At 66.2% G+C, this 24,851-nt stretch carries 28 protein-coding genes; 15 read left to right on the top strand and 13 right to left on the bottom strand.

The annotated features are described in order from the left end of the window. Positions 1–230 precede the first annotated feature (230 nt). The 7 genes from F2P46_RS30790 to bla form a co-directional block, all read right to left on the bottom strand. On the bottom strand, positions 231–1,355 hold the full coding sequence (locus tag F2P46_RS30790) for an ABC transporter permease (RefSeq protein ID WP_166897580.1): 1,125 nt from the start codon (positions 1,353–1,355) through the stop codon (positions 231–233). Beyond that, a complete protein-coding gene (locus F2P46_RS30785; protein ID WP_368737976.1) occupies positions 1,352–2,308 on the bottom strand; it encodes an ABC transporter ATP-binding protein in 957 nt (318 codons plus the stop codon). The genes F2P46_RS30790 and F2P46_RS30785 overlap by 4 nt, the downstream gene beginning before the upstream one ends. 2 nt (positions 2,309–2,310) lie before the next feature. Beyond that, positions 2,311–3,267 (bottom strand): HlyD family secretion protein, encoded by a 957-nt coding sequence (locus F2P46_RS30780; RefSeq protein ID WP_166897577.1) that lies wholly within the window; start codon positions 3,265–3,267, stop codon positions 2,311–2,313. Beyond that, positions 3,264–3,911 carry a TetR/AcrR family transcriptional regulator gene (locus tag F2P46_RS30775; protein ID WP_166897574.1) on the bottom strand — a complete coding sequence of 216 codons (648 nt, stop codon included), beginning with the start codon at positions 3,909–3,911 and terminating at the stop codon, positions 3,264–3,266. The genes F2P46_RS30780 and F2P46_RS30775 overlap by 4 nt, the downstream gene beginning before the upstream one ends. Positions 3,912–4,091: 180 nt before the next feature. Then, the gene (locus F2P46_RS30770; protein ID WP_166897572.1) at positions 4,092–4,979 is read right to left on the bottom strand and encodes an Abi family protein; all 888 of its coding nucleotides are present in this window, start codon (positions 4,977–4,979) and stop codon (positions 4,092–4,094) included. Positions 4,980–5,159: 180 nt separating this feature from the next. After that, on the bottom strand, positions 5,160–5,378 hold the full coding sequence (locus F2P46_RS30765; protein WP_166897569.1) for a hypothetical protein: 219 nt from the start codon (positions 5,376–5,378) through the stop codon (positions 5,160–5,162). A gap of 10 nt (positions 5,379–5,388) precedes the next feature. After that, positions 5,389–6,288: a subclass B3 metallo-beta-lactamase gene (gene bla, locus F2P46_RS30760; RefSeq protein WP_166897567.1), complete on the bottom strand. Its 900-nt coding sequence runs from the start codon at positions 6,286–6,288 to the stop codon at positions 5,389–5,391. Positions 6,289–6,542: 254 nt separating this feature from the next. Between bla and F2P46_RS30755 the strand changes: the two genes are divergently transcribed. The 13 genes from F2P46_RS30755 (at position 6,543) to F2P46_RS30695 (ending at position 17,115) form a co-directional block, all read left to right on the top strand. After that, entirely contained in the window at positions 6,543–7,127 is a 585-nt protein-coding gene (locus F2P46_RS30755; RefSeq protein WP_166897564.1) for a prepilin peptidase, read from the top strand. Positions 7,128–7,160: 33 nt separating this feature from the next. Further along, complete coding sequence (gene cpaB, locus F2P46_RS30750) at positions 7,161–8,012, top strand: Flp pilus assembly protein CpaB (RefSeq protein ID WP_166897562.1); 852 nt, start codon at positions 7,161–7,163, stop codon at positions 8,010–8,012. A 21-nt stretch (positions 8,013–8,033) separates the two neighbouring features. After that, complete coding sequence (locus F2P46_RS30745) at positions 8,034–9,536, top strand: type II and III secretion system protein family protein (RefSeq protein ID WP_166897559.1); 1,503 nt, start codon at positions 8,034–8,036, stop codon at positions 9,534–9,536. Positions 9,537–9,546: 10 nt separating this feature from the next. Continuing rightward, positions 9,547–9,819: a hypothetical protein gene (locus F2P46_RS30740; RefSeq protein WP_166897556.1), complete on the top strand. Its 273-nt coding sequence runs from the start codon at positions 9,547–9,549 to the stop codon at positions 9,817–9,819. A gap of 97 nt (positions 9,820–9,916) precedes the next feature. Next, positions 9,917–10,120 carry a Flp family type IVb pilin gene (locus F2P46_RS30735; protein WP_166897553.1) on the top strand — a complete coding sequence of 68 codons (204 nt, stop codon included), beginning with the start codon at positions 9,917–9,919 and terminating at the stop codon, positions 10,118–10,120. Positions 10,121–10,161: 41 nt separating this feature from the next. Then, entirely contained in the window at positions 10,162–10,365 is a 204-nt protein-coding gene (locus tag F2P46_RS30730) for a Flp family type IVb pilin (protein WP_229509522.1), read from the top strand. Between the two features lie 55 nt (positions 10,366–10,420). Next, positions 10,421–11,716, top strand: coding sequence for a Tad domain-containing protein (locus F2P46_RS30725; protein ID WP_166897549.1), 1,296 nt, complete (start codon positions 10,421–10,423; stop codon positions 11,714–11,716). A 5-nt stretch (positions 11,717–11,721) separates the two neighbouring features. Next, positions 11,722–12,150: a TadE/TadG family type IV pilus assembly protein gene (locus F2P46_RS30720; protein WP_166897546.1), complete on the top strand. Its 429-nt coding sequence runs from the start codon at positions 11,722–11,724 to the stop codon at positions 12,148–12,150. Further along, on the top strand, positions 12,147–12,590 hold the full coding sequence (locus tag F2P46_RS30715; RefSeq protein WP_166897543.1) for a TadE family protein: 444 nt from the start codon (positions 12,147–12,149) through the stop codon (positions 12,588–12,590). Before F2P46_RS30720 ends, F2P46_RS30715 begins: the two co-directional genes overlap by 4 nt. A 21-nt stretch (positions 12,591–12,611) precedes the next feature. Beyond that, positions 12,612–13,832, top strand: a complete 1,221-nt coding sequence (locus F2P46_RS30710) for an AAA family ATPase (RefSeq protein WP_166897540.1) — start codon at positions 12,612–12,614, stop codon at positions 13,830–13,832. Beyond that, positions 13,819–15,165 (top strand): CpaF family protein, encoded by a 1,347-nt coding sequence (locus F2P46_RS30705; protein WP_166897538.1) that lies wholly within the window; start codon positions 13,819–13,821, stop codon positions 15,163–15,165. The genes F2P46_RS30710 and F2P46_RS30705 overlap by 14 nt, the downstream gene beginning before the upstream one ends. 9 nt (positions 15,166–15,174) lie before the next feature. Further along, positions 15,175–16,182: a type II secretion system F family protein gene (locus F2P46_RS30700; protein ID WP_166897536.1), complete on the top strand. Its 1,008-nt coding sequence runs from the start codon at positions 15,175–15,177 to the stop codon at positions 16,180–16,182. 24 nt (positions 16,183–16,206) lie between these two features. Then, on the top strand, positions 16,207–17,115 hold the full coding sequence (locus F2P46_RS30695) for a type II secretion system F family protein (RefSeq protein WP_166897534.1): 909 nt from the start codon (positions 16,207–16,209) through the stop codon (positions 17,113–17,115). Here F2P46_RS30695 and F2P46_RS30690 read toward each other — a convergent pair. The 5 genes from F2P46_RS30690 to ychF form a co-directional block, all read right to left on the bottom strand. Continuing rightward, complete coding sequence (locus F2P46_RS30690; protein WP_166897533.1) at positions 17,102–17,824, bottom strand: response regulator transcription factor; 723 nt, start codon at positions 17,822–17,824, stop codon at positions 17,102–17,104. The two genes, F2P46_RS30695 and F2P46_RS30690, sit on opposite strands and share 14 nt — an antisense overlap. After that, complete coding sequence (locus F2P46_RS30685) at positions 17,821–19,578, bottom strand: sensor histidine kinase (protein WP_166897531.1); 1,758 nt, start codon at positions 19,576–19,578, stop codon at positions 17,821–17,823. The genes F2P46_RS30690 and F2P46_RS30685 overlap by 4 nt, the downstream gene beginning before the upstream one ends. A 223-nt stretch (positions 19,579–19,801) precedes the next feature. Further along, the gene (locus F2P46_RS30680) at positions 19,802–20,092 is read right to left on the bottom strand and encodes a hypothetical protein (protein ID WP_166897530.1); all 291 of its coding nucleotides are present in this window, start codon (positions 20,090–20,092) and stop codon (positions 19,802–19,804) included. Then, positions 20,093–20,959, bottom strand: coding sequence for a hypothetical protein (locus F2P46_RS30675; RefSeq protein ID WP_166897528.1), 867 nt, complete (start codon positions 20,957–20,959; stop codon positions 20,093–20,095). Positions 20,960–21,104: 145 nt separating this feature from the next. Next, positions 21,105–22,196: a redox-regulated ATPase YchF gene (gene ychF, locus F2P46_RS30670; RefSeq protein ID WP_166897526.1), complete on the bottom strand. Its 1,092-nt coding sequence runs from the start codon at positions 22,194–22,196 to the stop codon at positions 21,105–21,107. A 395-nt stretch (positions 22,197–22,591) separates the two neighbouring features. Between ychF and F2P46_RS30665 the strand changes: the two genes are divergently transcribed. Then, positions 22,592–23,011, top strand: coding sequence for a type II toxin-antitoxin system RelE/ParE family toxin (locus tag F2P46_RS30665; protein ID WP_166897525.1), 420 nt, complete (start codon positions 22,592–22,594; stop codon positions 23,009–23,011). A gap of 9 nt (positions 23,012–23,020) precedes the next feature. Further along, positions 23,021–23,548 carry an XRE family transcriptional regulator gene (locus tag F2P46_RS30660; RefSeq protein ID WP_166897522.1) on the top strand — a complete coding sequence of 176 codons (528 nt, stop codon included), beginning with the start codon at positions 23,021–23,023 and terminating at the stop codon, positions 23,546–23,548. 116 nt (positions 23,549–23,664) lie between these two features. On the opposite strand, the gene F2P46_RS30655 is transcribed toward F2P46_RS30660, so the two are convergent. Further along, positions 23,665–24,750 (bottom strand): patatin-like phospholipase family protein, encoded by a 1,086-nt coding sequence (locus F2P46_RS30655; RefSeq protein WP_166897519.1) that lies wholly within the window; start codon positions 24,748–24,750, stop codon positions 23,665–23,667. Between the last annotated feature and the right edge of the window lie 101 nt (positions 24,751–24,851).

Genomic DNA, 24,851 nt, shown 5'->3' with positions numbered 1-24,851 from the left:
TCGCAGTTTGGTCGCTACGAAGTAAAGGGGTAACACAGCCATGCATGCACCGTTTTTGGGATTGAAAGTTAACACCATCCTAATTCGTTTACAAGCAAAATTTGAGGGGAAGGGTCAGGGTCTGACCCCTCGGTTGCCGGGATCGCCCTGGGCGGCGTGATCGGCATCGGCGCGCTGATCCGGCGCCGCCGCAAGCCGCGCGCCAGCGCTGACTGCTAGCAGCCGGTCGTTCAGTCAAGGGTCTGGCGATAGCGCAGCATGGCGACGCTGCCGGCGACACCCATCGCCAGCGCGATCGGCCATGCGTGCGGCAGCACCTCGGCCAGCCCGTTCCCCTTCAACATGATCCCGCGGGTGATACGCAAGAAGTGCGTCAGCGGCAGCACTTCGCCGATCGCCTGCGCCCATCCCGGCATGCCCCGGAACGGGAACATGAACCCGGTCAGCAGCATCGACGGCAGGAAGAAAAAGAAGGTCAGCTGCATCGCCTGCATCTGGTTGCGCGCGATGGTCGAAAACGTGAAGCCGATCGCCAGGTTGGCGGCGATGAACAGCACCAGCGCGCCGGACAACAGCGCCAGGCTGCCCACCATCGGCACGTCGAACACCAGCATTGATGCCAACAAAATCACGCCCACCTGGATGTAACCGATCAGGATATACGGCACGATTTTGCCGATCATGACTTCGAGCGGCGACACCGGCGTGGCCAGCAGGTTTTCCATGGTGCCGCGTTCGCGCTCGCGCGTCATGGCCAGCGCCGTCATCATCACCATCGTCATGGTCAGGATCACGCCCATCAGCCCGGGCACGATGTTGTAGCGGGTCAGCCCTTCCGGATTGTAGCGGCGCTGGCTGCGGATGTCGTACGGCGCCTCGATCGGCCGCAAGCGCGCCAGCGGCCCGCGCAGCTCTGCGCCGATGGCGCGCGCGGCGATCGCGTTGACCGACGCCAGCGCGTTGCCGGTGGCGGCCGGATCGGTGGCGTCGGCCGCCAGCAGGATCGCCGGCCGTTCGCCGCGCACCAGCTTGCGCGAAAAGTCGCCCGGCACCACCAGCACGAACTGCACCTCGCCGCGCGCCAGCAAGGCGTCGCCCTCCACCGCGCCCGACACATGGCGCACCGTGCGGAAGTACTGCGACGTCTCCAGCGCCGCCACCAGGCGCCGCGAAAACACGCTGCGGTCAAGGTCGGCCACCGCCAGCGGCAGGTGGCGCACGTCGCCGTTGATGGCAAAGCCGAACAGGATCAGCTGCATGATCGGAATGCCGACCATCATGCCGAAAGTGAGCCGGTCGCGCCCCACCTGGCGCAGTTCCTTGAGCAGCACCGCCAGCATGCGCCGCCAGTTCATGGCGCCGCTCCGCCGAAGTTATCCTGCGCGTCCTGCATCAGCGCGATGAAGACGTCTTCCAGGCTGGTGTCGATCGGGGTGGCGGCAAGCCGCGCCAGGCCTGGCCGCGCCAACGCTTGCGCAAACGCGTCGGCCGAGTCGGCGCTGACATGCAAGGTCATGCCGAACGGTGCGACCGTGCGGATGCCGGGCGCGCCGCGCAGGCTGTGGGCGGCGCTGTTCAAGTCCGGGCCGGTGAGCGACCAGGTGCGCAGGCCGGCGCCGGCAATCACTTCGGCCACGCTGCCGCGCGCGAGCAGCTTGCCGTAGGCGATGTAGGCCAGCTGGTGGCAGCGCTCCGCTTCGTCCATGTAGTGGGTCGACACCAGCACCGTCATGCCGGCGGCGGCCAGGTCGTGGATCTGGTCCCAGAATTCGCGCCGCGCGGACGGGTCGACCCCGGCCGTCGGTTCGTCGAGCAGCAGCAGTTGCGGGTCGTGGATCAGGCAGGCCGCCAGCGCCAGCCGCTGCTTCCATCCGCCCGAGAGCGACCCGGCCAGTTGCGTGCGGCGGCTGGCCAGGCCAAGCCGTTCGAGCGTGCTGGCGATGCGGCCGCGCCGGTTGGCGACCTGGTAGACGCGAGCCACGAAGTCGAGGTTTTCTTCGATGCTCAAGTCCTCGTACAGGCCGAATTTTTGGGTCATGTAGCCGACCTGCTTCTTGATCTGGCGCGCCTCGGTGCGGATGTCGTAGCCAAGGCACTGGCCCTGCCCTTCGTCGGGCGTGAGCAGGCCGCACAGCATGCGGATGGTGGTCGTCTTGCCGCTGCCGTTCGGGCCCAGGAAGCCGTAGATGCGGCCACGCTCGACGCGGATGTCGACATGGTCGACCACCATGCGCCCGCCGTAGGACTTGGTCAGGCCCTGGACGTCGATGACGATGGCGGGCGCGCCCGCCGAAGTCGTCAAGGGGATGCTCACGGCGGCGGCTCCGTGCGCACCGTCAGCGGCTGGCCGGGATGGAGTTCGGCCTGTCCCGGTTCGGGCGACGCTTCCACCATGAACACCAGCGCGGCGCGGTTTTCCTTGCTGTAGATGAGGGGCGAGGTGTACTCGGCTTCGGGCGAAATGAAAGTAATGCGCCCTTTGAGCGGCCCGGCGCAGCCGTCGCAGGCGATCACGGCGCCCTGCCCCACGCGGATCTTGCCCAGTTCCGTTTCGGGAACGAAGAAGCGCGCCTTGATGTTCGCCGGTGGCAGCAAGGTGACGATGGCCGCGCCGGCCGGCACCCATTCGCCGGCGCGGTAGGCGACCTCGCTGACCATGCCGCCCACCGGCGCGGCCTGGGCTTTCTGGTCGACTTTCCACTGGGCCTGCGCCAGCTGCGCGCGCGCCGCCTCGACTTCCTTTTCGGCGGCCGCCACCTGGTCGCTGCGGGCGCTGGCGCCGGCCCCGCGCAGGCGCGCGCGCGCCTGTTCCACGCGGGCGCGGTCGGCCGCCAGCGCCGCCGCCGACTGATCGAGCCGGGCGCGCGCGATGAATTTGTCGGCCACCAGCTTGCGCTCGCGCTCCAGGTTCGCCTGCGACAGCGCCAGCGCCGCTTCGGCTTCGCGCAGCGCCCCCGCCAGCGCCGCCACTTCGTCGCTGCGCGCGCCCTTGCGCAAGTCGGCCAGCAGGGCCTCGGCGCGCCCGACCCGGCTTTGCGCTTCCTGGCGCGCCGCCGTTTCGCTGGCTTGTTCCAGCACGTAGGCCGGCGCGCCAGCCCGGACCCGGTCGCCGCGGCGCAGGTGCACCTGGGTCAATGTGCCGGCCAGGGGGGCCGACAGGCGCACGTACTCGCCTTCGGCGTAGCCGGGAAAGGCGTCGTCGGGCGCATGGCCGCAGGCCACGCACAGGATCAACGGCACGGCCGCGGCGAACAGGAATGGTTTCATGGCGGCGCAAACCCCTTCGGAGCGACGAGGATGGCGCGCATGGCCAGGTCGATGCGCAGGGCGATGGCTTGATCGGACAACAGCGCCTGCTGCGCCAGCGCCGCCAGCTCGGGCGCGGCGGCGGGCAGGCGTTCGAGCGCGCCGCCGGCGAACAGGGGACCGGCGATCGCGCCGAGCACGAACGGCAGCAGTTGCATGACCGGGGCGTCGATGATGTCGCCCTCGGCCTGGCCCTGGCGCAGCAGTTGCGCCAGCACGGCGATGTGGCGCGGCAGGTTCTCGCGCAGGAACGCGGCCGGCAGCGCTTCGCCGCGCATCGCTTCGGACAGCAGCGTCAGGAGCAGGTGGCGGTGGCGGCTGGCGAAGCCGGCCAGCACGCGCAGCGCGCCATCGAGGCTGCGCGCGCCGCCTTGGGACGCTTGCGCCCGCAGCGTGAGGGCGGCGAACATTTCCTCGTACATGTGCTGCAGCAGCACGCGCAGGAAATTATCCTTGTTCTTGAAGTGGTAATGAAACATGCCGAGGTTGACGCCGGCGTGTTCGACCAGTTTGCGCACCGACAGGCCGGCGCAGCCGGTCTGGGGCAGCAAGAGCATGCCGGAGGCGATCAGCTGGGCATCGATTTTTTGAGATGGGCGGTTCATGCGAATTATTATACACTTGTGTAGTAATGGGTGGGCACGATTGGACGGCGCAAGAACCTCGCCTCGATACCAGGTCAAAATGGGAGTTGAATTGGAAACGCCTGCGTGCTTGCAAGTACTGTCAGAGTCAAGCCGCGATCATCGCAGCGTGAACGCGATTACCGTGGGCAACGCTGAATGTCACCAGCCAGCAGCATGTTTGGGCCAATTAACCGGAAAGCCCAACTCCTGCATCATCCCCATGTCATACCGCGCTTGCAAGTCGATCAAGCGCTGCCGGAAGGTCGTGTTGAAGCCGATAGCATCAAGTAATACATGCGCTACAGTGAGTGCTGCATAGGCTGATTTATTGTCGTTAAATTTGATACCGCGCGCTTTATGGTTAGCGGGCGCAACACCGAGTTTGCGATGGAGAATTCGGTCATGATGTGCCGCCGTGTTGCGCAGCACCGTAAGCGTATGCATCCAGCTTTCAAACACCTCAACTTGGTTGATGCCAAATTTTGCCGCTATCGCCCTCTTGTCGCTCGGGTCACGTAAAATCTTGTACGTTCGCGACCGCATGCCAAGGCTGACGCACTCACTCATGGCCCAACTCGGCGGCAGGTAAGGGTCATCGTAGGATTCGTAGTACGCCTGTATGAATCGCCTGTCGCCAGCCCGCTCTACCTCGGTTTCGATCTTGGACAACATCCGGCCCATCCCGAATGTGCGTAAGGGCTTGAACAGCTTGCTATCCAGATACCAGTGAGGTGAATATTCCAGGCTAAGGAAATTGCACATGACGGTGCGAATTGCCACCTCAAGGCGTTCAACTGCCTCCAGGATCAACGCGCGAATTTCCCGGTCGAACTCATAACGATCCCTGATCATGTCGAACGTCGTGTCTGGCTTGAATTGCTTTGTGGCCGGATCGATCAGATGAAACCAATACCCTTTCAGCCTGTAATGGCCGATAAAAGTAAGGTATTGAAGTGCACGCTTTTCGTCGGTGACGTGCAAATTTTGCGCAAGCAGCTTGGCCACCAGTGCGGATGGGGGTTGCGAGGACTTAGAGAATATTGCCAAGGCGCTTCCCCAAATAGAAAAGCCGCCTTTTGCACGCCTTTTTTCAAAGGACTCTCCCCGTTGAGGAGGACGTGTGGCGACTGTGTTGGGACCATCTTATCCAACATTCAAGGCACAGTCAAAGTTGCGAAAGGAAACGAACAGACCCGCATTCTGTCGACGCCATCGACGCATGCCGGCTCAATGCCATCCGGCATTGTCCAAGCGCCTGCACCGCAGCAGCACAAGCAACAGAACAACGCTGACCGGCAGCGCCAGCACAACACTCAGCAGCAGCGTCTTTGCCTTGCTTGCATGGCCCTTTAGGTCCGCCATCATGGCCAAGGGCAGCGGCGCCAGGCTGGCCAGCGCCGGCAGGATCAGCAGGTGCAACGCCACCACGGCGATGCGCCGGATCACGGAGGACCGGTCATTGCGACGCTTCGCTGGCCAGGCGCCGGTTCAGGCGCTGACCGGCGTTGGCGGCGTAGGCGCGGCACGCCTCGGGGTCGATGAACGGATTGCTGCCGGCGGTGCGCGCCGCGTGCTTTTCCATCAGGTTGGAAAAGCCCGGATGCACCGCAATGAGCACGTCGCACTTGAGCGCCGCCACCTTGTCGATGCTGGCCCGGAACGAGCGCACGCGTTCCGGCATCGTGGCGCTGCCCGAAAAGCGGAACCCATCGTGCGAAATGGGATTGAGGCTGTCGGCATAGACCACGTCGAGGCAACGCTTTGGCTCGCACGATTGCCACGTCCACGTGGTGCCGCCGGTGGTGTGGCCGGGTGTCATGTGGGCCTTGATGGCCAGCGGGCCGACGCGCAGGATGACGCCGTCGGCCACCTCGCTCACCTGCGCCACCTTGGGAAAGCGGTCCGGGCCGTTGGCCTTGTACAGGGGATCGTCCGGCCCGACCAGGCCGGCGCGCAACGCCTGCGCCCCGGCTGCGCTGGCGGCCACGCTGGCGCCACTGGCGCGCTGCAACATGGCAATGCCGCCCGCATGGTCGTCGTGCGCATGGGAATTGACGATCAGTTTCACATCCTCGATGCGAAAACCAAGCGCCGCGATATTGCGGATGATCAGCGGGGCCGACTGCGGCAATGCGCCGTCGAGCAAGATATGGCCCTGCTCGCTGGTGAGCAACACCGCCGACAAGCCGCGCGGGCCGACATAGTAGGTATTGCCGACAATCTGGAACGGCTGCTGCGGCTGGTTCCATTCCTCGCACATGCCGCACTTGACGTCCTCCTCGGCCGTGGCCGAGGCCGTGCCCATTGCCGCCGCCACCATCGCCAGGACGAGTGCCGGCTTGCCTGATGTTGCCATGCTTACCTCCAATGAAGAATACGGCCGACGCCCCGCTGCCAATTTTGCAATGTTACACCTTAGACAGCACGGCCCGGCCGCCAAGGCGCATGACATTTGTACTAGCTGGCCCACGTAAATCAGGCGTTCCCTCCCATGCCGGACAGGACATCCGGCCGATTCGCAGCCGAGTCCGCCTAAATATACTCGTCTCACCGATCACGCAAACGCCACTTGGCCTCGCGGATTCCCGACAACATCACCGGCCCATCACCATGAACGACACAGCCCTCTTCTTCGAACTGCTCGGCATGCTGGTCACCGATCCGCGTACCGGGGTGCTGCTGGCCCTGCTGGCGGCGGCGGCCGTATGCGACTACCGCACTTTCCGCATTCCCAACCTGATCACGTTCGGCGGCATCGTCTTCGCGCTGGTCTACAACACCGTCGTGCCGCCGGTCTGGCACGCCGGCTGGGCTTGGGCTCCGGCCGGCATGCTGCTCGGCTTTTGCGCCATGCTGCCGATGTACGCGATGGGCGTGATGGGCGCCGGCGACGTCAAGCTGATGGCGATGGTCGGCGCTTTCCTCGGCTTTCACGCGACCTTGCAGGCGCTGCTGTTCTGCGTGCTCAGCGCCGGTATCGCCGCCCTCGCCTTCGGCCTGCGCAAACGAGTCATGGGACGGCTGCTGGCCAACGCCGGCGCCGCCATGCGCGCCATGTTCTGGTCCGCCATTGCCGCCGGCAAGCCGCAACTGGCGCCCGGCGCCATGCCCTCGGTCGGCAGGCTCGCCTACGGCATCAGCATCGCCATCGGCACCACCTGCTACCTGGTCGCCCAGCAGTTCAACCTGGTCTGACTCCCGGCCAACGACATCGCGAAAGACATCACCATGAAAAACCTCAAGGCACTTGGGCTGATCGCGTTCGCCCTCCTCATCGGCCTGGTGGCGGCCGTCTACGCCGCCGGCTGGGTATCGCGCCAGGGTGGCGTGACCGTCAACAAGGTAGTGGTGGCGGCGGTCGACATCGACCCGGGCAGCAAGATCAACGCCGAAATGCTGTCCCAGCTCGACTGGCCGGCCGGCGCCACGCCGCCCGCCGCGTTCAAGAGCGCCGCCGAGCTGCAGGACCGCATCGCCCGGGTCAGCATCCTGCGCGGCGAACCGCTGCTCGACGGCAAGCTGGCGCCGTTGGGCACCAAGGGTGGCTTGTCGGCTGTCATCGCCGAAGGCAAGCGCGCCATGACGGTGCGCGTCAACGATGTGGTGGGCGTGGCCGGCTTTGCCCTGCCCGGCAACTATGTCGACGTGATGGTCAATGCGCAGCAGGAAAAATCCGGCGCCGAAGAAGGCAAGCAGATCAGCAAGACGGTGCTGGAGCGGGTGCTGGTGCTGGCTGTCGCCCAGGAAGCCGGGCGCGACGACACCAAGCCGAAGGTGGTCAGCGCCGTCACCCTGGAGCTGACCCTGGACGACGCCGAGAAGCTGGACCTGGCGCGCAGCGTCGGCACCCTGTCGCTGGTGCTGCGCAACCAGGTCGACCAGAAGACGGTGGCCACCGCCGGCATCACCAAGGAAGAGCTGTTCGGCGCCCGGAAGGCTGCCGCGATCCTGCCGGCGCCGGCGGCGGCCCCGGTGCCGCGCCAGGCGCGCCCGGCGCAAGCGGTTGCCGCCCAGCCAGCCAGGCGCGCCCATTGCGTGGAAGTGATCCAGCACGGCGTGCTGGCAATGAACTGCTTTTGAACAGCCACGGAGACTTGACTCATGAACAAGCACATTCGCATGGCGGCCCTGTGCGTCGCGACGGCCGGCATGGTTGCCGCCCCCAACAGCGCCACGGCGGCAGCCGGCGCCAGCGGCACCAGGAATTGCAAGTCGGTGATCGTGGCGCCAGCGGCCCAGGTGATGCTCGGCAAATCGTCGGTGATTCCCCTGGCGGCGCCGGTGATCCGCATCGTCGCCAGCGGCCAGCGCGACAGCAAGCAGCCCGCGTCGGCAGCGGCGCCGGCCGGCGCCGACACGGCGGAGGCGGACGGCGTGGCCGAGATCGACGTTATTCTGCTCAGCCCGACAGACCTGTTCCTGCTCGGTAAAAAGGCCGGCGCCACCAGCCTGATCCTGCAGGATGCGGGCGGTATCTGCACCCTGCGCGACATCGTGGTGGCGATCGACCCGGCCACCTTGCAAGCCAAGCTCGCCGAGCTGATGCCCGAGGAAACCGGGATCGTCGTCAAGAGCGCCGAAAACGCCATCGTGCTGACCGGCAGCGTGCGCGACGCCGGCCAGCTCGACGAGGCGCTGCGCGTGGCCGGCGCCTACGGCGGCGGCAAGCGCGTGCTGAACCTGCTGCGCGTGAGCTCGCCCCAGCAAGTGATGCTGGAAGTGAAAATCGCCGAAGTGAGCAAGACCCTGCTCGACAAGTTCGGGATCGACTTCGCCCGCATGGTGGCCTCGGCCGACGGCCTGAGCTCGCGTGTGATCTCGGGCATCCTGGGCGGCGCGCCGGCGCTGGCCGGCCAGTTCAGTCACGGCGGCTCCGGCGCCGCGCTCGGGATCGTGGCCGATGCGACGCTCCGGGGCGCCAATGCGGGCGCCGGCGCCAGGCTGGCGGCGGGCGCGCGCGGCGCCACCTTGTTTGGCATCGATGCGCAGAAAAAGGATGGCCTGGTGCGGGTGCTGGCCGAGCCGAACATCATGGCCATCAGCGGGCAGTCGGCCAGCTTTCTGTCGGGCGGCAAGATCTTCATCCCGGTGGCCCAGGCGCGCGAGGCCGGCGGCGCCAACGTCACGCTGGAAGAGAAGGAATTCGGGGTCGGCCTGAAGTTCTCGCCGACGGTGCTGGGCGGCGCCCGCATCAACCTCAAGCTGGTGTCGGAAGTGTCGGAGCTGGCGCAGACCGGTTCGCCCTTCACCACCAGCGGCGGCGTGACCTCGGTGCTGCCGTCGATTACCACGCGCCGGGTCGACACCACCGTGCAACTGAACGATGGCCAGAGCTTCGCCATCGCTGGCTTGATCCGCAACAACGTGACCGAAACCCTGTCGCGCTTTCCGGGCCTGGGCGACATTCCGGTGCTCGGCGCACTGTTTCGCTCGACCGAATTCCAGAAGGACCAGACCGAGCTCATTTTCATCATCACGCCGCGCCTGGTCAAGCCGGCCGCCGCGCTGGCCACGCCGACCGACAACCATGTACCGGCCGACCGTGCCGACCTGATTTTCATGGGCAAGACCGAGGGCAAGTCCGCCCCCGCCAACCACAAATAAGGAGAGCGCCATGAATAAACCGATCTTCTGCGCCGTGCTGGCCGCGCTGGCCGCGCTGGCCGGCTGCGCCACCGCCCCCAGCTACGACGCCCGCTTCGGCGACGCCGTGCGCCAGGCGCGCAGCGCCATGACCATCGACCCGCAGGCCGGCGCGGCGCCAGGTGCGGCGGGGGGCATCGACGGCCAGGCCGCGCGCGAAGCCATGGCGCGCTACCAGGACAGCTTCAAGACGCCGCCGCCCGTGATCACCGTTATCAACGCCGGCGGCCCCGCCGCCCGGTGAAGCATCCGGCAGCGGCCACGGGGCCGCTGCCGGCGCAGTACCCCGCCCGCAGGGGCGGGCATGTTTGCCCATCCATCTCACTCGAAAGGTACGCGAAATGAACACTTTTTTGAAAACGACAAGCCAGTCGCTCCAATCCTTCGTCCGCGACGACGAAGGCGCCCAGGTCGTCGAGTACGCGCTGATCATCGCGGTCGTCTCGATCATCCTGGTGGTGGCGCTGCGTAACCTGACCGGCACCGACTTCAACGGCTTCATCACCCGCGTCGGCACCTGCCTGTCCGGTGGCACCTGCGCCTGATTGCCCCACTGCTCCCATCTCAACCCTGAAAGGTCCACATCATGAACGCCATGCTCAACACCGCCAGCCGCGCCGTCGGCTCCTTCCTGCGCGACGACGAAGGCGCCCAGGTGGTCGAATACGCGCTGATCATCGCCGTCGTGTCGATCATCCTGGTGGTCGCGCTACGCAACCTGACCGGCACCAACTTCGACGGCTTCATCACCCGCGTCGCCAACTGCCTGACCGGCACCTCCTGCGCCTAAGCCCAGCCGACGGGCCGCGGCCTGCCCGCGGCCCGTCATTTTTCGGATAAAAACCATGATCCCGCACACTCGATACGCCGTTCACCAGCGCCAGCTTGGCGCGGTGATCCTGACGGTCTGCTTCCTGCTGTTTTTCCTGCTGGGGTTTGTCGCCATCGCCTTCGACCTGGGGCGCCTGTTCATCGTCAAGACCGAGCTGCAGACCGCCATGGACAGCTGCGCACTGGCGGCCGCCCAGGAGCTCGACGGCCAGAGCGGATCGCTGGCGCGCGCGCGCCGCGCCGGGACCACTGCGGCCAACCTGAACCGGGTCAACCTGCAGTCGGCCAACTGGGATGGCCAGGGCCGGTTGCTTGACGCCGGCATCAGCTTCCGCGACGCGGCCTACCTGCCCACCACCACGCCCGCCGGCGCGCGCTACGCGCAGTGCGAGCACCGCCAGAATGGCGTCAGAATGTGGCTCCTGCACGCGCTGGGGGCCTTTAACGGCAACACTGCCGCCAATCCGGCCACGCGCGCGGTGCTGGCCAGCGCGGTCGCCACGCGCGCCAGCTCGCAGAGCACCTGCCCGATCCCGGTGGCGGTCAAGGCCAGGGTCGGCGGCACGGCCTCGAACAACTATGGTTTCCTGGTCGGCGAATGGGTCACCGTGTTCGACAAGGGCGGCGCGGCGGCGGCGGCCGGCGAAATGGGCTGGTATAACCTCGACGGCAGCAACAGCGCCAGCGAAACGGCCGCCGAACTGGCCGAAGGAGGCTACTGCGGCACGCGCCTGGGCGACACGCTCGGTACGCCGGGTGCGCAGACCAGCGTGGACCGGCCGTGGAACTACCGCTTCGGGGTCTACAAGAACAGCGACTCGCCCAGCTTGAACCACCCCGACCAGAGCGGCTATTCGTACACCAGCGCCAACTGGAAGAATGCGGTGCCGCAGAACGCGTTTTCCGGCGCCCCGGCTGCCGGCTCGCACGCCAGCGCGCAAAATTACGTCACCAAGCGCGCCGCCTGGGCCTCGCTGGCCGACACCGGCGCCAATATCAAGACCGGATCGCTGATCGCCTTTGGCGACAACAATCGCCTGAACAGCTTCCAGAAGCTGGCCACGCCGGGCGCCGCCGGCGAGCATCGCCAGTACGGCACCAACCGGCGCCTGGTGATCGTCCCGGTGATCAACGGCGCGTCCCAGGTGACCGATTTCGTCTGCATGTTCATGCTCCATCCGCTGAGTGGCCCCAACGACCCGGCCAGGCTGGAGTACCGCGGCTTGGCGGGAATAGCCACCTCGCCCTGCGCACCGGGCGGCACGCCAGGCGGCGCGGCCGGGCCGCTGGTGCCGGTACTGGTCAGGTGAACGCCATGAGACACCGTCAACAGGGCGTGGCCCTGGTCGAATTCGCGTTCGTGCTGCCGCTGCTTTTGATCATCTCGCTGCTGTGCGCCGAACTCGGACGCGCCGTGTACCGCTACAACACCACCGCCAAGACCGTGCGCGACGCGGTGCGCTACCTGTCCGTGCAAACGCCCGGCACCCATGTGACCGAGGCGCGCAACCTGATCTTGTACGGGAACGTGGCCGGCACCGGCGCCCTGCTCGACCCGGCGCTCACCGCCGCCAACGTGCCCACGCCAACCTGGCAAACGGCCGGCAGCGATCCTTTGATGAACACCGTCACGATTCGCGTGTCGGGCTACCAGTTCCGGCCGATGGTGGCGAACATGTTCGGCGCCAGGTTCTCGGTCATCGCCTTCAACGACATCAGCGCCACCATGCGCAGCCCATTATGAAACCGACCCGCACCAACGCCACCCGGCACGGCGCGACCGCCATCGAACTGGCCTTCGTGCTGGTGGTCTTCTTCATGTTCCTGCTCGGCGCGACCGACATGGCGCGCATGCTGTTTACCTGGAACGCGGCCACCGAAGCCACGCGCGCCGGCGCGCGCTACGCGGTGGTGTGCGCCGACCCGACCAATGACGGCCAGGTGCTGCAGAAGATGCGCATGATGGTGCCCGAGATCGGCGCGGTGGCGCTGGCGTGGGAGCCGGCCGGCTGCGACGCGGCCAGCTGCGCCGGGGTGACGGTCACCATCACCGCGCTGCACTACCACTGGCTCTCGCCCTTGCCCGGGGCGCTGGTGCCGGTGCGCGCGCTGCCCACGTTCAGCACCTACCTGCCGCGCGAAATGATGCGGCGCGACCCCAATAACGCGCTGATTTGCCAATAAACGCAACCTGAGGAACCCGCCATGAAAGTCGCCCTCGTATCACCCGACAAGACCCGCCTCACCGAAATCGGCCCACTGCTGCAGGCCGGCGCGCATGTGGTCAGCGCCACCGTCGGCGGCGCCGCCGACCTGGCGGCGCTGGCCGAACGCGAACAGCCGGACCTGATGCTGGTCGACGGCTGCGCGGACGGCGCCGGCCTGGCCGCCATCGCCGCCGTCACCGCCCGCCATCCGGGCCTCGCCGTGGTGCTGCTGTGCGCCGCCTGCGCGCCCGATTTTTTGATCAACGCCATGCGCGCCGGCGTGCGCGAGGTGCTGCCCGCCCCGCTCGCGCCGGCCGAACTGGAGGCGGCGCTCGGGCGCTCTAGCGCCAAGCTGCGCGGCGCTAGAGCCCACAGCGAAGGCAAGGTGCTCGCCTTCATCGCCTGCAAGGGCGGCAGCGGCGCGACTTTTCTTGCCACCAGCATGAGCTTGCAGCTGGCGCGCACCGGTTCCGTGCTGCTGGTCGACCTGAACCTGCAGTTCGGCGACGCCCTCGCTTTCGTGCACGACGGCCGCGCGCCCTCGACCCTGGCCGACGTGGCGCGCGCGATTGCGCGCCTGGACTCTTCCTTCCTGGCAGCCAGCACGGTCAAGGTGGCGCCCAACTTCAGCCTCCTGGCCGCGCCCGAGGACCATGCGCAGGCGGCCGAGATCAGCGCCGCCCATGTGGACGCGGTGCTGGCGCTGGCGGTACGCCATTACGACTACGTGGTGCTCGATATCGGGCGCCCGGTCACCACCCTGAGCATCAAGGCGTTCGACCGCGCGTACCGCATCTATCCGGTGCTGCAAGCCGGCTTGAGCTCGATCCGCAACGCCAAGAAGATGCTGGCTATTTTCAAGTCGCTCGATTACGGCCCCGACAAGATCGAACTGATCGTCAACCGCTTCGAGCGCAAGGGCGAGATCGGCGTGGCGGAAGTGGAGCGGGCGCTGGGCAAGTTCGCGATCCACACGGTGCCCAACTCGTACAAGCAGGTCACGGCCGCCATCGACCATGGCGAGCCTTTGATGCCCGGCGCGCGCGCCAATCCGGTGCTGCGCGATGTGGCCGGCCTGGCCGAGGCGCTCAGCGCGCCGGCCCAGGCCGCCCTCGGCCCGCGCGGGCGTTCGCCCTCGGGCCTGTGGGCGCGCCTGTTCGGGCGTTTGCCTGGCCGCTCGTCGCGCCATCATTCCGGAGAATCCCATGTCCTTCCGTGACCAACTCAACGCCATCGACAGCCAGGCCGACCTGCGCGTGGCCGCGCCCGGCGCGAGCGACGACTACCACGCGATCAAGGGGCGCATTCACCTGAAACTGCTCGACAAATTCGACCTGGCCGCGCTCGAAGCGCTGCCGGGGCCGATGCTGCGCGCCGAAATCGCGGTGATGGCCGAGCGCCTGCTCGACGAGGAGCAAGCCGCCATCAACGAGTCCGAACGGCGCTCGCTGATCCGCGACATCCAGCACGAGATGCTCGGCTTCGGCCCGCTCGAACTGCTGATGGCCGATCCGACCGTCTCCGACATCCTGGTCAACAGCTACAACCGCATCTTTGTCGAACGCCGTGGCCGGCTGGAACTGAGCACGGTGCGCTTCACCGACGAAAAGCACCTGCTGCGCATCATCGACAAGATCGTTTCGCTGGTGGGGCGCCGCATCGACGAGTCGAGCCCGATGGTCGACGCGCGCCTGCCGGACGGCTCGCGCGTGAACGCCGTGATCGCGCCGGTGGCGCTCGACGGCCCGATGATGTCGATCCGCCGCTTCGCCCACATCCCGCTCAGGATGGAAAACCTGATCCACGACCTGCACAGCCTCACGCCCGACATGGCGACCGTGCTCGAAGGCCTGTGCAAGTCCAAGGTCAACATGATCATCGCCGGCGGCACCGGGGCCGGCAAGACCACCCTGCTGAACATCTTGTCCGGCTTCATTCCGCCGGCCGAACGCATCGTCACCATCGAAGACGCGGCCGAACTGCAGCTGCAGCAGCCGCACGTGGTGCGCATGGAAACGCGCCCGGCCAACATCGAAGGCAAGGGCGAAATCACCCAGCGCGCGCTGGTGCGCAATGCGCTGCGCATGCGCCCGGACCGGATCATCATCGGCGAGGTGCGCGGGGCCGAGGCGGTCGACATGCTGCAAGCGATGAACACGGGCCACGACGGCTCGCTCACCACGATCCACGCCAACAACCCGCGCGACGCGCTCTCGCGCCTGGAAAACATGATCGGCATGGCCAACCTGAATCTGCCGCACAAGGCGGCGCGCCAGCAGATCGCCTCGGCCATCACGGTGGTGATCCAGGGCCTGCGCCTGATCGACGGACGGCGCAAGATCACCAGCATCCAGGAGATCACCGGGATGGAAGGCGACATCATCACCATGCAGGAGATCTTCGCCTTCCGCCAGACCGGGGTGGGCGCCGATGGCGCGGTCGAAGGCTACTTCCAGGCCAGCGGCGTGCGTCCCAAGTTCAGCGAGCGCCTGCGCGCCTTCGGCGTGACCCTGCCCGACGCCATGTTCGACAGCACCCACCGTTACCAATAGGAGGCCGGCATGCCAACTCACCTCAACGGCATCGATGCCAACGTTCCGATTTCGCCGCTGCTGTCGGTGATGGTTTTCATCGCGGTGGTGCTGCTGTTCGAAGGCCTGTACCTGATCTGGAAGACCTACAAGGGACCGCAGGCCAAAAAGATCGAACGGCGCCTCAACGCCCTGTCGGCGGCCGGCGACGGCTCGGCCCAGTCGCACCTGCTGCGCGAGCGCATGATGAGCGAGCTGGCGCCGTTCCAGCGCTTTTTGCTGCGCCTGCCGCGCGCGCACCAGCTCGATCGCTACCTGCTGCAGGCGAACCTGGACTGGACGGTCGCCAAGCTGCTGCTCGCTTGCGTGGCGCTGGGGGCGGCTGGCTTCCTGCTGGTAACGGCGCTGCTGCACCAGCCCTTCCTGGCCGGGGCCATCACGGCCGCCATGCTGGCCTGGCTGCCGCTGGCGTACGTGCAGCGGCGCCGCCGCCGGCGCCTGGCAAAACTCGAACAGCAGTTGCCCGACGCGCTGGACCTGCTGGCGCGGGCGCTGCGCGCCGGCCACGCCTTCGGGGCCGGCCTGCAGATGATCGGCGAGGAGATGGCCGACCCGATCGCCGGCGAATTCCGGCTGGTGCACGACGAGATCAACTTCGGCGTTTCGCTCGAACAGGCGCTGGGCAACCTGAGCGTGCGCGCGCCGGTCACCGACCTGCGCTACTTCGTGGTGGCGGTGCTGATCCAGCGCGATTCGGGCGGCAACCTGACCGAGGTGCTGGCCAACCTGAGTCGCCTGATCCGCCAGCGCCTCAAGCTGTTCTGGCATGTGCGCGTGCTCTCGGCCGAGGGGCGCATGTCGGCCTGGCTGCTGTCGCTGCTGCCGTTCGCCATTGGTGCTCTCATGAGCGTATTCAATCCGGCGTTCATGGCGCCCTTGTGGCACGACCCGCTCGGCCAGAGCCTGGTGCGCGGCATGCTGTTTTCGATGGCGCTCGGCATCCTGCTGCTGCGTCACATCATCCGTATCCGCATCTAATCCTTATCTGTAGAGGAGATCATCATGTTCATGCTCGCTGCCCTGGTCTGCCTGGCCGTTAGCGCCGCCATCGCCGGCCTGTTCCTGCTGCTGGCGCCGAGCCGCCTGCTGCGGCGCCTCGACGCCATCGGCAACCCGGCCGCCGCGACCGACTGGAGCGCCACGGTGGCGCAGGCGGTCGGCCCGTTCGCGCGCGTGCTGGCGCCCGCCGGCGACTGGGAAAGCTCGCCCCTGCGCCTGCGCTTCATCAACGCCGGCATCCGCCGTGCCGATGCGCGCCTGATCTACTTCGGCCTCAAGACCGTGCTGCCGCTGGTGTTCGCGGGCGCCACCTGGCTGCTGTTGCGCGCCTTGACCAGCATGGACGAGATGACGGTGCTGATGAACCTGGGGATCGCGGCGCTTGCCGGGTGCTATTCTCCGAACGTGGCGCTGTGGCTGCGCCTGCGCGAACGCAAGCGCGAAATTTTCGAGCGCTTTCCCGACGCGGCCGACCTGATGCTGGTGTGCGTGGAAGCGGGCCTGGGGCTGGACGCGGCCTTGATCCGGGTGGCCGACGAAATGGGCATGAGCAGCCGCGCGCTGGCCGAGGAACTGCACCTGACCAACCTGGAGATGCGGGCCGGCGCCAGCCGCGCCCAGTCGCTGCGCAACCTGGCGCTGCGCACCGGCATCGAGGAAGTCGGCACCTTCGCCACCATGCTGGCGCAGTCGGATAAATTCGGCACCAGCATCGGCGAATCGCTGCGGGTGTTTTCGGAAGACCTGCGCCACAAGCGCCAGGTACGCGCCGAGGAACACGCGGCCAAGGTACCGACCAAGATGCTCATTCCACTGGCGCTGTTCATTTTCCCGGCGATTATCATGGTGGTGCTGGGACCGGCGATGATCATCATCGTGCGCACCATCATGCCGGTGCTTAGTAGCCAGTGACGCGCTCCTGGCGCTGGCCGGTTTTCTTCGGTTCGACCAGGCCATGGCGGATCGCGTACACATACATGCCGAGCCGGTTGGGAACATCGAGCTTGCGGTAGATCGAGCTGAGATGGTTGCGCAAGGTGTGCTCGGAGATGAACAGGCGCTGCGCCACCTCGTGGTTGGCGCTGCCGCTGTGCTCGACGGCGGCGCTGACGATGGCGCGTTCGCGCGCGGTCAGGGCGGCGTGTTTTTCGGCCGGCGGATCGGGGCGCAAGGCGCGGCGCCAGCCCAGCATCTGGCCGAATACGCGGTCCATGGTGCCGGCGTCGAACCACAGTTCGCCGCGGTGGATCTTGGCGATGGCCTTGATGACTTGTTCGGCCGTGACTTCCTTGTGCAGGATGCCGCGCGCCCCGCGCCGCACCGCCAGGTCGAGCAGCTCGGGGTCGTGCGCGGCGGTCAGCACCAGCGCGCGCGAGACGCCGTTGGCCAGCAGTTCGGGCAGCAATTCGACGGTGGACACGCCGGCCAGGTCGAGGTCGAGCAGGATCACGTCGGGCGCCAGCCGGGCGGCGCCGGCCAGCGCCTCGTCGCAGGTGCGCGCCGTGCCCACCACCGCCATGCGCGGGCGCTCGGCCTCGACCAGGGTTTGCAGGCCCCACAACATGGTCTGGTGGTCTTCGACCAGCATGACGTTGATGGTGTCGTGCGCTTCGCTTTTCATAATGGGATCTCCACGGTGACAATGGTCTCGTTGGCGCCGCCCTCGCGTACCTCGGCGGCGCCGCCGAGGGCGGCGGCGCGCTCGCTGAGGGAACGCGGCTGGAACGCCGGCGGCGTCGTGCCGTCGTGCGGGTTGATGATGTCGATCCGCAGCGTGGCGCCGGCGCAGCGCAGCGCCACGGTGGCGCTGCCGGCGCTGGTATGGCGGCACACATTGCTGATGCCTTCGCGGACGATGTGCAGCACTTCCGCGCCGAGCCGGTCGCCCAGCGCCAGACCGGGCGCGGCGTCGATGCGGATCGCGACGCCGTAGGCGCTGCTCGCCTGCGCCGCCTGGCGCCGCAGCGCGGCCAGGAACATGAACTGATCGGCGCCTGGCGCGGCGCAGACGCGCCGGGCTTCGTCGCGCAGTTGGCCGATGACGTCGGCCGCCATCGTCACCAGCCGGTCCAGATCGGTCGCGAGCGGGTTGCCGGGGGCGGCCTTGCGGCACAGCGCGACCAGGCCAAGCTGCAAGCCGATGTAGGACTGGATCGCGCTGTCGTGCAGGTCGAGCGCGATCTTCTTGCGCTCAAGCGCGGCCGCGTCGGAGGCGATGCGGTCGAGCAGGTCGATGCGCTCGATGGCGCGCAATCCCTGCTCGGCGATGCGCGCCAGGAACAGGGCATCGCCGCGGCCCAGGTGGCGCGTGCCGGCGGCGACAATGATGCGGCCCTTGCCGCGTCCGAAGTTCACTGGGGCGCTGATGAAGGAGGCGGCGCCCAGCAGCTCGGCCAGTTCGCGCAGGCTGCCGGAAGCGTGCCCGGTCCACGTGGCGGGCTCGTCGGCGTAGCCGAGCGCGCAGCCACCAAATGCGCGCCAGCAGCGCCAGGCGCGCACATACAGCAAGACGTGGGTGCGCGGTTCGGGCAGCATGGCGCGCGCCAGGGCGGCGTCGATCGGGATGGCCGGGACCACTGTGGGGCCGTTTGCCCGCACCGTGCGCAGGAAGTGGGCGCCACGCAAGTGGGCGCCACGCGAGTGGGCGCCACGCGAGTGGGCGCCACGCAAGTGGGCGCCACGCTCTTGCTCCTGCTCCGGGTCGGCGAGCAGCATCAGGCAGCTGTCGGCCATGAAGAAGGCGCGTATCGTCTCCAGTGCGACCGTCATGCTGCGTTCGACGCCGAAGCGCGGGTTGGCCACCTGGTTCAATTCGCGCAGCAAGGCCTGGCGGCGCGCCGCCAGGATATGCAATTCGCCCAGTTGCGCGATCACGCGCCCGAACGCGAGCAGCACCGCCGCGCGCAGCAGCACGCGCGCCGGCGCCACCTCGGGCAAGGTCAGCATGGCCGCCAGGTAGTACAGCAGGACCGTGGCGATGGTCACGCGCACGCCTTCGGCCAGGCCGTAGCGCAGCGAGGCGACCACGATGGCGAAAAACAGGAAGACCAGCGGGAAGATGTCGGCCTGGCCGACTGCGGCCACCACCGCCGCCGACACGGCCACGTCGAGCCGGTGGCGCAGCTTGCCCCGGGTCCAGCGCGGCTGGCAGCGTGGGCACAGGTAGACCGCCGCGCACAAGAGCGCGTAGGCCGACAGGACCATCAGCGCGGTGAGGTTGGCCGGGCCGGGGCCGGCGTGGTCGAGGATCGCGACCAGGACGGCGGAGACAGTGAGCACCAGCCGGATGCGCGCCACCAGTTGGCTGTAGGCCACGTCGGACTGCGCCGCCGCGCAGGCCGCATCCTTGTTCAGGGGGGAGTCCGCAATCACCATCGTCGTTCCGTTCGCCGCTAAGCCAGATCGCCTGCCGCCGGCTGCCAGGGGCGCCGGGCCGATGTTGCTGCTGTTGCAAATAGATTATTGATTGTAGGTTGTTACTTTTGCGCGCCCATGATGCGCGTCACAGCATCGGGCTATGGGCGACAGGACGCGACGCCGTGGGCCGGGATGGGGGCGAAGGATGCGCGGCGATGCCGGCCAGAATGAACTTGCGGAGTTAGCCTGCCGGCTCGCGCCACAGTCCGGCGGAAATCAGGCGCCGCATCAACGCGACGTGTTTGCCATGGCGGTCCACGAAGGCACGCAGCAAGCGATGGTAGTCGTCCGTGTTGCCGCGTAAAGCATACGCATCGGCAAGATCGGCCATCGTCCGTTTGACAGCGTCGTACGAGGACGCTGTTGCCCGTAGCGCATTCTGTTCCATGTCGCTCCAGCATTGTTCAGCTTTTTCGGCCAGGCTGTGCAGATAGGCTTCGCGCTGCTTGCGGGCGGCCTCGTCGCGGCGCAATTACTCGTCCGCTTCCTGTTTCATGCGAACTACTTCGGCCTGCTTTGCCAGAACCCGCAGATCGGCGACGCTGCGTTGTCCGGCGTCGCCCGGCTCGCTGGAACCACTCTCCTTGTGCCATATACGAAAGGCCGACTTGACCCAGCGCTCCGCCTGCTGCGACTCGCCGTGCAACAGCATGTTGAAGACAAGGCCCATCTCCTTCTTCGGCAAGCCTGCGATCCATGTTTCAACGCTGTCGTCGTCGAGTCCCGCATCCTGTTCGGCGCTCCCCGCCGCCGCCGCGATCAGGTCCGGATCGATTTCCAGGAACGCGGCCAATGCTTGCTGCGCGGCAGTTAGTCGGGACAAGCCTGCGGGAACAGCCGGCTCCATGTCGTCGTTATCGACATCGTCCATGCCGACGCCGGCGAGCCAACCGAGGTACAGCGCGCGCAGGTCGCCACGCAATAATTCGTCGCGCACGGGCAGGAGGCGATCCATCCAGCCTGGGCCGTCCTCCATGCAGAAGCGCTCGTCGTCGCCGCCCGCCTCCAGCGACCAGTCAATGACCAGGCCGGACCCGCTCTCGTCGCAGCTCAGCAAGGTTTGCGTCTGGAACGGGGCCACGTCGGAGCGACGCAAGGTCCCGGGCGGGAGGCGCAGTACGAAACGGCAAGCATGCCAATTCGCGGAGTACACAAAGGCGTCGAAATAGCGCCGCACCCATGCTTGCGGATCGCCTTTCAGATCGCCCCAGTGGTATTCATTCACAAAACCGGTTGGCGAAATAGTCGCGCGCGAGGATGTCGCCCGCAGTTCGGCCATCTCGTCCTGGCTCAAAGGCCGCTCGACCGCACGGAATTCGTAATATTGGTACTCGCTCACTTGGCCACTTCCTCTCTGGTCGTCAGGATTGATCGGGGACGCACAGCCATCTCGACAGCAATAGCAAAAAACCCCGCCATCGCGATCGATGAACGGGGTTCTTGTGATCGGATGGCGCAGGTGTCTGCGCCTTGTCCGGTTAGACTTACACGTTGAACAGGAAGTTCAGCACATCGCCATCCTTGACCACATATTCCTTGCCCTCGGCGCGCATCTTGCCCGCTTCCTTGGAACCCGCTTCACCCTTGTACGCGACGAAATCATCGTAGGCAATGGTTTGCGCGCGAATAAAGCCGCGTTCGAAGTCGGTGTGGATCACGCCGGCCGCTTGCGGCGCGGTATCGCCCACGTGGATGGTCCAGGCGCGCACTTCCTTCACGCCGGCGGTGAAGTAGGTCTGCAGGCCGAGCAGCTTGTAGGCGGCGCGGATCAGGCGATCCAGGCCCGGCTCTTGCATGCCCATGTCGGCCAGGAAAGCACCCTTGTCGGCATCGTCGAGGTCGGCGATTTCGGATTCGATGGCGGCGCAGATGGCCACGATCGGCGCATTCTGACCCTTGGCGTAGGCGGTCAACTGGTCGAGCAGCGGGTTGTTGGTAAAGCCCGTGTCGGACACGTTGGCCACGTACATGGCCGGCTTGGCGGTGATCAGGCACAGCGGCTTGATCAGCAACATTTCTTCGGCATCCAGGCCCATGGCGCGCACCGGCTTGGCGTCGTTCAGGAACGGCATCATGCGTTCCATCAGCGCGACCAGCTTGGCGGCATCCTTGTCGCCGGAACGGGCTTTCTTGTTCTCGCGGTGGATGGCTTTTTCGACGGTGCCCATGTCGGCCAGCGCCAGCTCGGTCTGGATGACTTCGATGTCGTCCAGCGGGCTGATCTTGCCGGCCACGTGGATCACATTGTCATCTTCGAAGCAGCGCACCACGTTGACGATGGCGTCGGTTTCGCGGATGTGCGACAGGAACTGGTTGCCCAGGCCCTCGCCCTTCGACGCGCCGGCGACCAGGCCGGCGATGTCGACGAATTCGACGATGGCGTTGACCATGCGTTCCGGCTTGACGATGTCAGCCAGCGCAGCCATGCGCGGGTCCGGAACTTCGACCACGCCGACGTTCGGCTCGATGGTGCAGAACGGATAGTTTTCAGCCGGAATGCCGGCCTTGGTCAGGGCGTTGAAGAGGGTGGACTTGCCGACGTTGGGCAGGCCGACGATGCCGCATTGGAGACTCATGAAAAACCTTTAATGATCAATAAGTTAGGCGGGTGCAGATCGTGGCGTAACACGCCAGGCAAGACTTTACGTCAACCACCATCACTACGATAAATGACAACAAAACGCCCATCAATGCAGCTCTATCGCTGATTTATGTGAGTTTTGTCAAAGAATATCGCTATTGTAACCCTCAGCGCCACCCTTCTCCAAAAGCTGCGTTACCCTGCCTTGTGCGCGTACGCCGGTATTGGCCGACTTCGGGTTAGTGGCAGGATGGCTTTCATGTGATGAACGTGTGAAAGCGCGAAGTACCTGCCGGTGGAATAGTCGGCCGAATTTGTCCGGCGTTGCTTGGAGATCCGCACAAGCAAGGAATAAAATCACCTCTACGTGATATCATCCGGAGATGATAATTGACGCATCCTGCAAATTGGCAAGTCTCTTTCCACAGCGAATTCGATCCGGAGTTCGACGCTCTTTCAGAGGACGTTCAGGATGCATTGCTCGCTGTCGCCGTGGCAATAAGGGAGCTTGGACCACGCGCTGACCGTCCCCACGTCGGCACATTGAAGAATCCGAAGCACCCGGATATGAAGGAGCTACGTTTCGAGACGAACAGCGGCGCGGAAATTTGGCGAGCGGCGTTTGCTTTCGATCCTTGCCGGGAGGCGATTATCCTGGTTGCCGCCGACAAGCAAGGCATCGACGAGAAAAAATTCTATCGGGACTTGCTGAGGAAGGCCAACGCGCGTTTTGATGGGCACTTGAAGAACCTGAAGGCGACGACGGCGCCCCCGCCCGCCAAAGCCGACAGGGTCAAGGCGAAGAAATAGGAGTTTGACATGGGACGAAATCTCGACGACATCATCAACAGCCTGCCTGTTGAACGACAAACTGCAATCGCAGAGGCGTCCGGGAAAAAAATCGAGGACATGCTGGCGCATGCCGCAACCCTCACCGATTTCCGCAAGGCTGTCGGCAAGACGCAGGCCGAGGTGGCAAAGGACTTGGGCATCAATCAGAACGCCGTGTCGCAACTCGAAAAACGGTCCGATACCTATGTCTCGACCTTGCGCCGATTCCTGAAATCGTTGGGGTTGACACTTGAGCTATCGGTACTCGACAAGAACGGAATGCGAATTGAATTGCCCAACTTCTTCCAGTTGGATGCCGATGTGGGCGCGAACGAGGCGGCTGTGCGCTCGTCGGCTGCAAGAGTTACCTCCAGAAAGACTGCGGCGAAAAACGCCTCTGCCAGAACGGATGCTGCCAAGGAAAGCCCTGCCCGCACAGCCGCGGGCACTGTTCAAGCACCCGTCGCGGAAAAGAAACGCGCGCCGGGGCGCGCAAAAGTGCGGGCCCCTGTCTGAAGGGCCGATGCACGCAGGGACGTAGTTCGTCATAACGCGCGCCGGAGCGCATCAGGCATCCCATCTCGCGCTGTATTTTATCGTTGCTCACGCGGCGCGTCGAACCATGCCGCCTTTCAAAATGCCCGGATACGCGACAGGTCCGGCTGCTCGACAAACGCGGCAAACTCGTCGCGCAGGCGCTGGCCCTGTCCGATCGCCTGTTGCCAGTTGCGGATGCGGGCGTCGTGGTCGAGCCCGTAAAAAGTAAAATCCTTGCGATCCAGCAGCTTGCCACGCGGCAGGGTACTGAGGAAATGCGGGGTCGGCGCGACCAGCAGCACGTTGTCGAGCCAGTCGCGCCGGGGGCCGCGCGCCATGCGCCGCCAGGGCATCGCCTTGTCCAGCCAGCCCGGCACGATATGCTCGCTGAAGTGCGGGTACAGCACGATCTCGCCCGGCGCCTGCTTGGAATACGGCAGCGCCAGGTGATAGTCGACCAGGCCGCCATCCCAGTAGGCGCCCGGCGGCGCGCCGGCGATACCGCGCACCGGCTGCATCAGCATCGGCAGCGTGCCCGAGGCCAGCAGGGCGTCGGCCAGGTTGGCGCTGTCGAGGGTGGCGAAATGGGTGGTAAAGCTGTCGAAGCCGGGCGTGATCCAGGCCGGCGCGCCGCGCGCGTCGCTCACGAGCACCCGTTCGGCCATGCGTGACAGGCTGGCGCGCGACACCAGGTTGAGCAGCGCGGCGGCGGCGAAACCGCTCGCTTCGGCGCGCCGGTGCGCCGGCGCGGCCAGCGCACCGCGCCCTCGCGCGGCGATGATATGCAGGCGGTGGTGAGGGTGAGCGATCACTTGCGCTTCCTGGCCGCCCACCAGCTCGTGCAGCAGTGTGCGGCAGACCGTGTCGATTTCCTGCGGCGAGGGCTTGGCGGTGTAGCGCTGGCCGCAATACAGCTCACCCAGCCTGGCGAACGCGGCGACCGGGTCGGCCTGGCAAGCGGCCGCCATGCGCCAGGCGCCGATCGAGGCGCCGATCAGGGCGCGCTCGCGCGGCGCTTGCGCGAACCAGTGGCCGAACAGCCATTGGTCGAGCGACTGGAAAATCAAGCCTTTGGGGCCGCCGGCGGCGGCGGGAACGACGGCGATGTCGCGCGCGCGCAGGCCGTGCTGGCGGATGTGGGCCAGCGCGTGCGGACCGGCGTGGAAGGAAAGTGCGTGCATGGCGCGATTATGGCGACAAGTGCGCCGTCGAGGCAAGTCGCCATGCCGACAGTAGCGCAGCCGGCGTCAGGAAATACTCGCGGCCGTCGTCATGCGATCCG

The organism is Massilia sp. CCM 8734 (assembly GCF_011682155.1).
GTDB classification, from domain to species: domain Bacteria; phylum Pseudomonadota; class Gammaproteobacteria; order Burkholderiales; family Burkholderiaceae_D; genus Telluria_A; species Telluria_A rubra.
The sequence above is the reverse complement of the archived record's forward strand: the minus strand, read 5'-3'. Positions and strand labels throughout refer to the sequence as shown.